Origin of the sequence: Sphingomonas sp. Root241, from assembly GCF_001428865.1 — a bacterium.
GTDB lineage: Bacteria > Pseudomonadota > Alphaproteobacteria > Sphingomonadales > Sphingomonadaceae > Sphingomonas.
The window spans coordinates 136,319-147,725 of the sequence record NZ_LMIV01000001.1 but is presented as its reverse complement, the minus strand read 5'-3'; the positions used below and the strand labels follow the sequence as shown (position 1 = coordinate 147,725).

At 66.9% G+C, this 11,407-nt stretch carries 13 protein-coding genes; 12 read left to right on the top strand and 1 reads right to left on the bottom strand.

Annotated elements, in window-relative coordinates:
- Nucleotides 1-143: 143 nt before the first annotated feature.
- The 12 genes from coxB to ASE13_RS00680 all read left to right on the top strand — a co-directional run bounded on the left by coxB (nt 144) and on the right by ASE13_RS00680 (nt 10,760).
- Nucleotides 144-1,295, top strand: coding sequence for a cytochrome c oxidase subunit II (gene coxB / locus ASE13_RS00730; RefSeq protein ID WP_235536789.1), 1,152 nt, complete (start codon nt 144-146; stop codon nt 1,293-1,295).
- Nucleotides 1,296-1,299: 4 nt separating this feature from the next.
- A complete protein-coding gene (gene ctaD / locus ASE13_RS00725; RefSeq protein WP_056610208.1) occupies nt 1,300-2,976 on the top strand; it encodes a cytochrome c oxidase subunit I in 1,677 nt (558 codons plus the stop codon).
- A gap of 143 nt (nt 2,977-3,119) precedes the next feature.
- Nucleotides 3,120-4,214 carry a serine hydrolase domain-containing protein gene (locus ASE13_RS00720; RefSeq protein ID WP_056610207.1) on the top strand — a complete coding sequence of 365 codons (1,095 nt, stop codon included), beginning with the start codon at nt 3,120-3,122 and terminating at the stop codon, nt 4,212-4,214.
- Nucleotides 4,215-4,265: 51 nt separating this feature from the next.
- A complete protein-coding gene (locus tag ASE13_RS00715; protein WP_056610205.1) occupies nt 4,266-5,168 on the top strand; it encodes a heme o synthase in 903 nt (300 codons plus the stop codon).
- Nucleotides 5,165-5,305, top strand: a complete 141-nt coding sequence (locus ASE13_RS20105) for a hypothetical protein (RefSeq protein ID WP_197021395.1) — start codon at nt 5,165-5,167, stop codon at nt 5,303-5,305. The genes ASE13_RS00715 and ASE13_RS20105 overlap by 4 nt, the downstream gene beginning before the upstream one ends.
- Nucleotides 5,302-5,835: a cytochrome c oxidase assembly protein gene (locus tag ASE13_RS00710; RefSeq protein ID WP_056610202.1), complete on the top strand. Its 534-nt coding sequence runs from the start codon at nt 5,302-5,304 to the stop codon at nt 5,833-5,835. Before ASE13_RS20105 ends, ASE13_RS00710 begins: the two co-directional genes overlap by 4 nt.
- 33 nt (nt 5,836-5,868) lie before the next feature.
- Nucleotides 5,869-6,753, top strand: coding sequence for a cytochrome c oxidase subunit 3 (locus tag ASE13_RS00705; protein ID WP_056610200.1), 885 nt, complete (start codon nt 5,869-5,871; stop codon nt 6,751-6,753).
- Nucleotides 6,754-6,762: 9 nt separating this feature from the next.
- Nucleotides 6,763-7,266, top strand: a complete 504-nt coding sequence (locus tag ASE13_RS00700) for a DUF3291 domain-containing protein (RefSeq protein WP_056610198.1) — start codon at nt 6,763-6,765, stop codon at nt 7,264-7,266.
- The gene (locus tag ASE13_RS00695) at nt 7,245-7,628 is read left to right on the top strand and encodes a DUF983 domain-containing protein (protein WP_056610195.1); all 384 of its coding nucleotides are present in this window, start codon (nt 7,245-7,247) and stop codon (nt 7,626-7,628) included. The genes ASE13_RS00700 and ASE13_RS00695 overlap by 22 nt, the downstream gene beginning before the upstream one ends.
- Entirely contained in the window at nt 7,625-8,248 is a 624-nt protein-coding gene (locus tag ASE13_RS00690) for an SURF1 family cytochrome oxidase biogenesis protein (RefSeq protein WP_056610192.1), read from the top strand. The genes ASE13_RS00695 and ASE13_RS00690 overlap by 4 nt, the downstream gene beginning before the upstream one ends.
- A gap of 142 nt (nt 8,249-8,390) precedes the next feature.
- A complete protein-coding gene (gene thrC, locus ASE13_RS00685) occupies nt 8,391-9,779 on the top strand; it encodes a threonine synthase (RefSeq protein ID WP_056610189.1) in 1,389 nt (462 codons plus the stop codon).
- A 111-nt stretch (nt 9,780-9,890) separates the two neighbouring features.
- Nucleotides 9,891-10,760: a class I SAM-dependent methyltransferase gene (locus tag ASE13_RS00680; protein WP_056610186.1), complete on the top strand. Its 870-nt coding sequence runs from the start codon at nt 9,891-9,893 to the stop codon at nt 10,758-10,760.
- On the opposite strand, the gene ASE13_RS00675 is transcribed toward ASE13_RS00680, so the two are convergent.
- Nucleotides 10,757-11,401, bottom strand: coding sequence for a heme exporter protein CcmB (locus ASE13_RS00675; RefSeq protein WP_056610183.1), 645 nt, complete (start codon nt 11,399-11,401; stop codon nt 10,757-10,759). The genes ASE13_RS00680 and ASE13_RS00675 overlap by 4 nt on opposite strands.
- Nucleotides 11,402-11,407: the final 6 nt, after the last annotated feature.

Below are 11,407 nucleotides of genomic sequence, written 5' to 3'. Positions count from 1 at the left end.
GGGGGCACCCCGTCACCGCAACGGCCATGCAAAAAGGGTTGAGAAAGGGGTCGAGCGGGGTATAGGCCCCTGACTCGGTTCCTTTCCTTTTTTCTCTCGCCTACGGCGCAGCCACGCGAACAGGGTGAATATACAAGATGCGCATGCTTGGGTTGACTTCGATTGTCCTGGCAGCGGGGCTGGCGCTTGGGGCGCCCGGCCATGCCCAGGAACCCGCCGCCGCACCCGCGGCAAACGCTACGGCGCCTGAGGCGACCGCCGCTCCGGCCCCGGCCGCTGCGGCGACGCCCGCACCCGTCGCGGCAGCGACCCCCGCGGTCGCCGATCCGACACTCGATGCGTCGGGCAAGCCGCTGCTGGGACCCTCGACGACGATCGGGCAGCCGCAGGATGCGCTCTACGGCCTGCAGGAGCAGGTCACGCCCAATGGCCGCGAGGCGCACTGGTTCCATAACGTGATCCTCGTGCCGCTGATCACGGTCATCTCGCTGTTCGTGCTCGCGCTGCTGATCTGGGTGATCATCCGCTATCGCCGCGGCGCCAACCCGACGCCGTCGCGCACCAGCCACAACACCGCGATCGAGATCGTCTGGACGCTGCTGCCGGTGCTGATCCTGATCGCGATCGCCGTCCCCTCGATCAAGCTGCTCGCCGCGCAGTTCAAGCCCGCGCCGGACAATGCGGTGACGCTCAAGGCGATCGGCAACCAATGGTTCTGGAGCTATGAATATCCCGATCACGGCGACATCAAGCTGACCGCCAACATGCTCAAGGAGCAGACCGAAGTCCCCGCCGGCCAGCGCTACCGCACCGATGTGGACGGGCCCCGCCTGCTCGCGACCGACCAGCGCGTCGTGCTGCCGGTCGGCGTGCCGATCCGCCTGATCACCACTGCGCAGGACGTGATCCACAGCTGGGCGGTCCCTGCCTTCTGGATCAAGCTCGACGCGGTTCCCGGCCGCCTCAACGAGACCAGCTTCATCATCGAGAAGCCGGGCCTCTATTTCGGCCAGTGCTCGGAGCTCTGCGGTGCGCGCCATGCCTACATGCCGATCGCAGTCGAGGCAGTGAGCCCCGAAGTGTTCGCGCGCTGGGTCGCATCGAAGGGCGGCAAGATGCCGGTCCCGAAGGGCGCGCCGGCCAGCGCGACCGCCGCGGGCAACGACAGCGTCGACGATACCGCGAACGGCACGGCCACGGATGCCGGCCCGACCACCAACGCCACCGCCGCTCCTGCGGTCACCAACAAGCCCGCGACGCAGAACCCGGCGGGCCTCGGACAGACGGGCAACTGAGACCATGACCGACACCGCCGTTCCCTATGCCGCGCATGCCGATCATGCGCATGACCATCACGATGCCGACCACAAGCCGGGCTTCTTCGCCCGCTGGTTCATGTCCACCAACCACAAGGACATCGGCACGCTCTATCTGATCTTCGCGATCGTCGCCGGCATCATCGGCGGCGGCATATCGGGCCTGATGCGCGCCGAGCTGATGCACCCGGGCATCCAGTATCTGCCGACCTGGCTCGCCTATCTGCACGGCGGCGGCCACAGCCTCGACGACGCGCTCCACTTCTGGAACGTGCTGATCACCGCGCACGGCCTGATCATGGTGTTCTTCATGGTCATGCCGGCGATGATCGGCGGCTTCGGCAACTGGTTCGTGCCGATCATGATCGGCGCGCCGGACATGGCGTTCCCGCGCATGAACAACATCTCGTTCTGGCTGCTGATCCCGGCATTCACCCTGCTGCTCGCCTCGCCGTTCGTCGGCGTCGGCGCGGGCACCGGCTGGACGGTCTATGCCCCGCTCTCGACCTATGGCGAGCCCGGGCCGTCGGTGGACATGGCGATCCTGTCGCTCCACCTCGCGGGCGCCAGCTCGATCCTCGGCGCGATCAACTTCATCACCACCATCTTCAACATGCGCGCGCCGGGCATGACCCTGCACAAGATGCCGCTGTTCGTGTGGTCGGTGCTGATCACCGCCTTCCTGCTGCTGCTGGCGCTGCCGGTGCTGGCTGCCGCGATCACGATGCTGCTGACCGACCGCAATTTCGGCACGGCGTTCTACGATCCCGCTTATGGCGGCGATCCGATCCTCTACCAGCACCTCTTCTGGTTCTTCGGCCACCCCGAAGTGTACATCATGATCCTGCCGGGCTTCGGCATGGTCAGCCAGATCGTCGCCACCTTCAGCCGCAAGCCGGTGTTCGGCTATCTCGGCATGGCCTATGCCATGGTCGCGATCGGCCTGGTCGGCTTCGTCGTCTGGGCGCACCACATGTTCACCACCGGGCTTTCGGTGACCGTGAAGATGTATTTCACCGCGGCGACGATGGTGATCGCGGTCCCCACCGGCGTGAAGATCTTCTCGTGGATCGCGACGATGTGGGGCGGCTCGCTGAGCTTCAAGACCCCCATGGTCTGGTCGCTCGGCTTCATCTTCATGTTCACCGTCGGCGGCGTGACCGGCGTGGTGCTCGCCAATGGCGGCGTCGACGATTACATGCAGGACACCTATTACGTGGTGGCGCACTTCCACTACGTGCTCAGCCTCGGCGCGGTGTTCTCGCTGTTCGCCGGCTTCTATTACTGGTTCCCGAAGATCTCGGGCCGGATGTACAGCGAACTGCTCGGCCAGCTGCACTTCTGGGTGTTCTTCATCGGCGTGAACGTGATGTTCTTCCCGATGCACTTCCTCGGGCTGCAGGGCATGCCGCGCCGCTACCCGGACTATCCGGACGCCTATGCGCACTGGAACCAGGTCGCGACCTATGGCTACATGATCATGGCCGCCGGTGTGGCGATCTTCTTCGTCAACATCATCTGGTCGCTGATCGCGGGCAAGAAGGCGGAAGCCAATCCGTGGGGCGAAGGCGCGACGACGCTGGAATGGACCCTGTCCAGCCCGCCGCCGTTCCACCAGTTCGAGACGCTGCCGGTGATCGACGGCAACGCGCACCACTAAACCATCGGCCGAAAGGCAGGACGAAGCGCCCCGGAGGAAATTCCGGGGCGTTTTCGTTTGGGCGGCCGCGACTGTATTGCCCTTGTAAGGCACAAGGACGCACGATACGCTCGTGATGCGATTCCATTGCGGGAGAATGCAGAATGCGCGTCGTCTTGCTCGGCCGGGTCATCGCGCTGGTCGCGATCGCCGCACCCTCCCTCGGCGCAACGGCGGTACGCGATGCTCCCGCCGCTGCCAGCGAGACCGGCTTTACTGCCGCCGATGGCGTGGTTCGCGACGAGATGCGCAAACAGCACATCCCCGGCGTCGCGCTCACCATCCTGCGTAACGGCAAGATCATCCATCAGGCGGGCTTCGGCGTCGCCGATCTCGAGCAGGATCTGCCCGTCCGCGCCGATACCGCGTTCAACATCGGCTCGCTGAGCAAACAATTCCTCGCCGAGGGGATCCTGCTGCTGGTCCAGGACGGCAAGGTCGCGCTCGACGCGCCGGTGTCGCTTTATCTGCCCGATGCGCCGCCGAGCTGGTCGGCGATCACGATCCGCCATCTGCTCAGCCATACCGCCGGGCTCATCCGCGAAGCGCCCGGCTTCGATGGCGGCAAGATACAGAGCGACATCGATATCATCCGCTCAGCCTATGGCGTGCCGCTGAACGCCCCTACCGGCACGCGATTCGAATATAGCAATCTCGGCTATTTCATCCTCGCCGAAGTGATCAGCCGCGCCTCGGGCAAGCCCTGGCCCGCCTTCTTCGCCGAGCGCGTCTTTGGGCCGCTTGGCATGAACGCGACGCGGCCGACCAGCCTGACCGATCTGATCCCGCATCGTGCGCGCGGCTATTCCTGGGAGGAGGGGCGCCTCCTGAACGCGCAATCCTATCTGGCGCTTCGCCCGAGCGGCGCCTTCACATCGACAGCGGCCGATCTCGCCAAATGGGAAGCCGTACTGGCGCGAGGCGGCCTCACCGGCGGCGCACCGCGCGCGGCGATGTGGACTCCGGCGAAGCTCTCCAGCGGTGAAACCGCCCCTTATGGTTTCGGCTGGCGGCTCGAATCGGTCGAGGGGCATGCCGAGATCGGCCATGGCGGCAGCCTGCCCGGCTTTCGTTCCTATTATGCGCGCTATCCCGAGGCGAAGCTGGCGATCATCGTGCTGACCAACAATGGCGGCGCCGAACCGCGCGAAATCGCCCGGGGAATCGCGAAGGTCATGCTGGCGAAGCCCGGCGCCTAGATCGCGGGCCTTTCCCCTTGCGCAACCGGGGCTTATAGCGCCTCGCGAGTCATGACCACCACCGCCGCCCCCATCGCCCTTCCCGCCGACTGGCGCGATTTCCTTGCGCTCACCAAGCCGCGGGTGATGACGCTCGTCGTGTTCACCGGATTGTGCGGGATGCTCGCGGCACCCGTGCCGATCCACCCGATCCTCGGCTTCACGGCGATCCTGTGCATCGCATTGGGCGCAGGCGCGGCCGGCGCGCTCAACCAATGGTACGAAGCCGATCTCGATGCCAAGATGCGGCGTACCAAGGGCCGGCCACTGCCCGCCGGGCGGATGGACCGCCAGTCGGCGCTGCATTTCGGCGTGGGCCTCGCCTGTTTCAGCCTCGTGCTGATGTATTTCGCGATCAACCTGGCCGCGACGGTGATCCTCGCCGTCTCGATCCTGTTCTACGTCTTCGTCTACACGATCTGGCTCAAGCGCCGGACGCCGCAGAACATCGTCATCGGCGGCGCCGCGGGCGCCTTTCCGCCGCTGATCGGCTGGGCCGCGGCGACGGGGAACGTCGCCCTCCTCCCCGCTTTGCTCTTCGCGCTGATCTTCCTGTGGACCCCGCCGCATTTCTGGGCGCTCGCTTTGTTCGTGAAGACCGATTACGCCAATGCCGGCGTGCCGATGCTGCCGGTGGTGGCGGGCGAGCGCAGCACGCGCACCCAGATCGGGCTCTACACGCTGCCGATGGTCGCCGCGGCGATCGCGCCCTGGCCGCTGGGCCTCACCGGCGCGCTCTATGGCTGGTCGGCGGTTCTGCTCAATGCGATCTTCCTCGGCCTCGTCGCGCAGGTGACCTTCCGCAACTCGGGGCCCGACGACACGATGGCGCCCGAGAAGCGGCTGTTCAAATACTCGATTCTGTATCTTTTCCTGATGTTCGGCGCATTGGTCGCCGATAGGTGGTTTGCATGAGCGATATCGACCAGACCAACCTGATCCGCGCCCGCCAGCGCTCGCGCGCGCGGATCATGGGCGTGCTGCTCGCGGTGTTCGTCGTCCTCGTCTTCGCGATCTCGATCGTGAAGATCACGCAAGGCTATGGCCCGTGACCCGCAACCTGCGCACTGCGTTGCTCGCCGGGCTCGGCGTCTGCACGATGACCGGGGTCGGCTTCGCGAGCGTCCCGCTCTACCGGATGTTCTGCGAAGTGACCGGGCTCAACGGCACCACCCAGCGTGGCCTGCGCGCACCGGGCACCACCGGCCAGAAAGTGACCGTGGCGTTCGACAGCAACGTCAGCAGCAAATTGCCGTGGACGTTCGAGCCGGAACGCCGCGCCGACACGATCGACATCGGCGGCCGCGACATGGCGTTCTTCAAGGCGAAGAACCTTTCGGACAAGCCCGTGACCGGCACCGCGACCTTCAACGTCACCCCCGCCGCGGCGGGCAAATATTTCACCAAGATCCAGTGCTTCTGCTTCACCCAGCAGACGCTCCAGCCGGGTGAGGAAGTCCGCATGCCGGTGATCTTCTACGTCGATCCGGCGATCCAGAACGATCCCGACGCGAAGGACATTCAGGAGATCACGCTCTCCTATACATTTTACCCGGTGGATTCCGGTAAAGCCGCAAGCTAGAGACGCCGCAAACCAAGGAACAGGGACGAGCCGATGGCCGGTGCCAAGAACCATCAATACCACATCCTTCCGCCCAGCATCTGGCCGCTCTTCGGCGCGATGGCGGCGCTGGTGCTCGCATCGGGCGGCATCATGTGGATGCACAGCATGCCGAGCGCGAACCTCGTGTTCTTCGCCGGCGTCGCGGGCATCCTGATCACCTTCTTCGGCTGGTGGTCGGACGTGATCAAGGAAGCGCATCAGGGCGATCACACGCCGATCGTCCAGCTTCACCTGCGCTACGGCATGATCCTGTTCATCGCCTCCGAAGTGATGTTCTTCGTCGGCTGGTTCTGGGCCTGGTTCGATTTCGCGCTCTTCCCCTCGACGGTCGAGGCGGTCGGCGGGCAGTGGCCGCCCAAGGGCATGGAAGTGCTGAATGCGTGGGAATTCCCGCTGCTCAACACGCTGATCCTGCTCTGCTCGGGCTGCACCGTCACCTGGGCGCACCACGCATTGCTCCACAATCAGCGCGGCGGCGAACTGAAGGGCCTGTGGGGCCTGCTCGGCGTCGGCGAGAATGACGGCGTCAAGAAGGGCCTGTGGCTGACGATCATCCTCGGCCTGATCTTCAGCTGCGTGCAGGCATATGAGTATGTCCACGCGCCGTTCCCCTTCAAGGGCGCGAGCGAGGGCGGATCGAGCTATGGCGGCGCCTTCTTCATGGCGACCGGCTTCCACGGCTTCCACGTGCTTGTCGGCACGATCTTCCTGACCGTGAACCTCGTGCGCGTCTACAAGGGCCACTTCACCCCGCGGCAGCATTTCGGCTTCGAGGCCGCCGCCTGGTACTGGCACTTCGTCGACGTGGTGTGGCTGTTCCTCTTCGCCTCGATCTATGTCTGGGGCGGCTGGGGCGCACCCGTCCACGGGGGCTGACAAGCGGACATGCGCCGCTGGCATCTCGCGCAGATCAATATCGGCCGGCTGGTGGCGCCGGCCGATGACCCGCAGGTCGCCGGCTTCTTCGCCGCGCTCGACCGCGTCAATGCGCTCGCCGAGGCGAGCCCGGGCTTCGTCTGGCGATTGAAGGGCGAAGGCAACAACGCCACCGATATCCAGGCGACGCCGGACCCGCTGCTCATCCCCAATATGAGCGTGTGGGAGGACGCCGACGCGCTGTTCGCCTTCGTCTATCGCAGCGCGCACACGCCGGTGATGGCGCAGCGCCGCCAGTGGTTCGCGCCTTTCGACGGCGCCTATCAGGCATTGTGGTGGATCGAGGCGGGGCATATTCCCACCGTGGCCGAGGGCCTCTCCAGGCTGTGGCTGCTCGATCGCTTCGGGCCGAGCGCGCAGGCCTTCACGTTCAAGGCCCGCTTCCCGGCGCCGGGCGAGGCCGGCCTGCCCACCGACATGCAGCCCGATCCATGGTGCGTCGGCACGGCGTGAGCGAGCGTCCCGCTTTCGATTCGGGGCTCCATGGCTGCTGTCCGCGCTGCGGCGCCAAGACCTTGTTCCGCAACTTCGTCGCCTTCGCCGATCGCTGCTCGGGCTGCGGGCTCGATTTCCGCCAGTTCAATGTCGGCGACGGGCCGGTGGTGTTCCTGACGCTCGGCATCGGCGCGCTGATCACTGCATTGGCACTCTGGGTCGAGTTCACGTTCGAGCCGGGCCTGCTGATCCACATCCTGCTCTGGGTGCCGCTGACGGCGGCGCTCACGGTGGGGTTCCTGCGCATCGGCAAGGGCTGGCTGCTCGCGCTCGAATATCGCAACCGCGCCGGCGAGGGCCGGATCGCGAAGGACCCATGACCCGGCGCATTCCCCTGATCCCCACGGCGATCGTCGCGCTGGCGGTAGCGGCGATGATCGGCCTGGGCTTGTGGCAGCTCCTGATCCGCAAGCCGCAGAAGGAGGCCGCGCTCGCCCAGCTTGCCGCCAATCCGGCGCTGCCCGAGATCGCCTTTCCACGCCTCCCCGACGACAAATTGCTGTTCCGCCGGGCGCACGGTTTTTGCGTCGAGCCCGTGTCGGGCAAGCTGACCGGCGCGGGCAATGCCGGCTTCCGCTTCATCGTCGAATGCCGCACCGGCGGCGGCGAAGGGCCCGGCATGCTCGTCCAGCTCGGCACCACGCGCGATCCGATGGCAAAGCCCGTCTGGAAGGGCGGCGAGGTCCGCGGCACGATCAGCCACGCGCCCGACGGCCGCTCGATGCTCGGCGCACTGTTCGATCGCACGCCCAAAGGGCTGCTGCTGGTCGCGGACACCCCAGCCCCGAGCCTCGCCCCCAACGGCACGCCGGACCTGTCATCGGTGCCGAACAACCATCTCGCTTACGGCGTCCAATGGTTCCTGTTCGCGCTGGTGGCGACGGTGATCTACGTCCTCGCGCTGCGCTGGCGCGGGCGGAAGGGCCCTCCACCACAATAGCCGTCACCCCGGCGAAGGCCGGGGCCCAGAGCCAGAGAGGCCATCGCCTGAAACTCTGGGCCCCGGCCTTCGCCGGGGTGACGAACACGAGTAAACATTGCCTATCTTGTGAGCCAGCGCCCGCACCGCTAACCCCGCGCCCATGCGCTATCAAAGCACCCGAGGCGCCGCGCCCTTGCTCGGCTTTCGCGACGTCACGCTCGCCGGCCTCGCCAGCGACGGCGGGCTCTACGTCCCCGAAACCTGGCCGAGCCTGACCCGCGACGAGATCGCCGAGCTTGCCGGCCTGTCTTATGTCGAGACCGCGGTGCGGGTGATGCTGCCCTTCGTCGGCCCGGATTTGTCCGAAGACGAGCTGCGCGCGCTCTGCACCCAGGCCTATGGCCGCTTCTCGCATGCCGCAGTGACCCCGCTCGTCCAGCTCGACCACCAGCATTGGCTTCTCGAGCTGTTCCACGGCCCCACCCTCGCCTTCAAGGACGTGGCGCTCCAGCTGCTCGGGCTGCTGTTCGAGAAATTCCTCGCGGGCACCGATCACCTCACCATCGTCGGCGCGACTTCGGGCGATACCGGCAGCGCCGCGATTGACGCGGTCGCCGGGCGCGCGGGCATCGACATCTTCATGCTCCACCCCAAGGGCCGCGTCTCCGAAGTACAGCGCCGCCAGATGACGACGGTTCTCGCCCCCAACGTCCACAATATCGCGATCGAAGGCAGCTTCGACGACGCCCAGGCGCTGGTGAAGGCGATGTTCAACGACGCGGACTTCGCCGGCCGCTTCCAGGTGACCGCAGTCAATTCGATCAACTGGGCGCGGCTGATGGCGCAGGTGGTCTATTATTTCTACGCCGCGGTCCGCCTGGGCGCGCCCGACAAGCCGATCGCCTTCGCGGTGCCCACCGGCAATTTCGGCGACGTGTTCGCCGGCTATGTCGCGGCGAAGATGGGCCTGCCGGTCGCGAAGCTGATCGTCGCGACCAACGTCAACGACATCCTCCACCGCGCGCTTTCGTCGGGCGACTATTCGACCGGCACCGTGACCCCCACCGCCGCCCCGTCGATGGACATCCAGGTCAGCTCGAACTTCGAGCGGCTGCTGTCCGATCTCGCCGGCGGTCCGATCGCCGATCAGATGCGCGGGTTCGAGGCCGAGCGCGCGATGCGGCTCACCAATGCGCAGCGCGAAGGCGCTGCGTCGCTGTTCGCCAGCGACCGGATCGACTCGAGTGCCATGAACGAGGCGATGCGCTGGGCGCATGCAGAGGCCGGCGAAGTGCTCGATCCGCACAGCGCGATCGGCCTCGCCGCCGCGCGCCGCGCCGACTTGCCGGCCGAGGTGCCCGTAGTGACGCTAGCTACCGCGCACCCCGCGAAGTTCGCCGAAGCCGTCGAGCGCGCGACCGGGCTGCGCCCCCCGGTCCCGGCGCGGGTCGGCGATCTCCACGAGCGGCAGGAGCGCTACGACGTGCTTCCCGCCACGTTCGAGGCAGTGACCGCCTATATCGCCGAGCGCGCGACGCCGAAGACCTGACCGTCATCCCGGCGAAAGCCGGGATCTCGTGCGGCAAGCGAACGTCCCGAGGCCTGAGGTCCCGGCTTTCGCCGGGATGACGAATAAGGTGCGGCGCTCTAAGGGAGGCCCATGGACCTCATCACTCTCACCGGCGAGCCCTGGACCGATTACGGGCTGATCGACAGCGGCCATGGCCGCAAGCTCGAGCGCTACGGCCAATACCGCTTCATCCGCCCCGAGCCGCAGGCGCTGTGGGCGCCCGCCTCCGCCGATTGGGACGCGCATGGCGAATTCCTGCCCGGATCGGATGAGGAAGGCGGCGGCCGCTGGGTGTTCCAGAAGCCGGTCCCGCGCGAGGGCTGGCCGCTCGCCTGGCACGAGGCGCATTTCACGGCCCAGACCACGCCCTTCCGCCATCTCGGCTTCTTTCCGGACATGGCGCCGGTCTGGTCGTGGATGCGTTCCAGAATCGCCGACAAACCCGAAGCCGAGTGCATGAACCTGTTCGGCTATACCGGGGTCGGCACGCTGGCGCTGGCCGCCAAGGGCGCGCGGATGACGCATGTCGACGCCTCGAAGAAATCGGTCGGGGAGGGCAAGGCGAATGCCGCGCTGTCGGGGATGGAGGATCTGCCGATACGCTGGATGATCGACGATGCCGGCAAGTTCGTGGCGCGCGAAGTGCGTCGCGGGCGCCGCTATGACGGGATCATCCTCGATCCCCCCAAATGGGGCCGCGGCCCCAATGGCGAGGTATGGAAGCTCGAGGAGGGCCTTCCGGGCCTGATCGCCGATACGCGGAAACTGCTCGACGCCGATTCGCGCTTCCTGTTCCTCACCGTCTACGCAGTACGCATGTCCGCGCTCGCGATCGGCGAACTGGTCCGGCAGTCATTCGGCGATCTCGGCGGCAAGGTCGAGGCCGGTGAGCTGACGGTGCGCGAGGAAGCCCGCGGCCTGATGCTGCCCACCGCGATCTTCGCGCGCTGGAGCCGCTAGCTCCGCCCCATCCGGATCGCCGCGCCCGCGACGAACGGGCATCCGGCCACCAGCAACAGGCTCACCGCCGCGAGCAGCTTGAAGGCGCCGGGCTGGTCGCCCGTCGCACCCGCGCCGAAGATCAATAACGGCACCGCGAACGGGAGCATCACCAGTCCAGCCAACGCGCCCGCGCCGCGCAATCCCGCGACCAGCGCGGCAGTGGCGACACCCAGCGCGGCGAGCCCTGGCGTACCGATCGCAAGGCCCGCGAGAAGCGGCACCAGCGCGTTGGCGGGCAAGTGCAGCAGGGCAGCGGCGATCACCGTCGCGGCGAGCAGTGCCGGCGCGAAGCCGAGCCAATGGCCGACCATCTTGGCCGCCGCGACCGCGACGTCGGAGAGCCCGCGCGCGGCGAACTGATCGAGCACGCCGTTCTCGGCATCGGGCGTCACCAGCCGCTCGACCGGGAGCAGTGCCGCAAGCAGTGCCGCCGCCCAGATCACGCCGCCGCCGACCCGCGCGAGCAGCCTGGCATCCGGGCCGATCGCGAAGGGAAACAGGATCGCGACGAGCAGGAAGAAGGCGATCGGCATCAGCAGCCCGCCGGTGCTCCACGCCCGCCGCAGCTCGCGCCACACGATGGCGGCGAAGATACTCACGCGTCA

Coding starts and splice junctions, on each gene's coding strand:
- thrC (WP_056610189.1), top strand. CDS start 8,391: ATGCGCTATCAAAGCACCCGAGGCGCCGCGCCCTTGCTCGGCTTTCGC.
- ctaD (WP_056610208.1), top strand. CDS start 1,300: ATGACCGACACCGCCGTTCCCTATGCCGCGCATGCCGATCATGCGCAT.
- ASE13_RS00680 (WP_056610186.1), top strand. CDS start 9,891: ATGGACCTCATCACTCTCACCGGCGAGCCCTGGACCGATTACGGGCTG.
- ASE13_RS20105 (WP_197021395.1), top strand. CDS start 5,165: ATGAGCGATATCGACCAGACCAACCTGATCCGCGCCCGCCAGCGCTCG.
- ASE13_RS00720 (WP_056610207.1), top strand. CDS start 3,120: ATGCGCGTCGTCTTGCTCGGCCGGGTCATCGCGCTGGTCGCGATCGCC.
- ASE13_RS00695 (WP_056610195.1), top strand. CDS start 7,245: ATGGTGCGTCGGCACGGCGTGAGCGAGCGTCCCGCTTTCGATTCGGGG.
- ASE13_RS00700 (WP_056610198.1), top strand. CDS start 6,763: ATGCGCCGCTGGCATCTCGCGCAGATCAATATCGGCCGGCTGGTGGCG.
- ASE13_RS00705 (WP_056610200.1), top strand. CDS start 5,869: ATGGCCGGTGCCAAGAACCATCAATACCACATCCTTCCGCCCAGCATC.
- coxB (WP_235536789.1), top strand. CDS start 144: ATGCTTGGGTTGACTTCGATTGTCCTGGCAGCGGGGCTGGCGCTTGGG.
- ASE13_RS00690 (WP_056610192.1), top strand. CDS start 7,625: ATGACCCGGCGCATTCCCCTGATCCCCACGGCGATCGTCGCGCTGGCG.
- ASE13_RS00715 (WP_056610205.1), top strand. CDS start 4,266: ATGACCACCACCGCCGCCCCCATCGCCCTTCCCGCCGACTGGCGCGAT.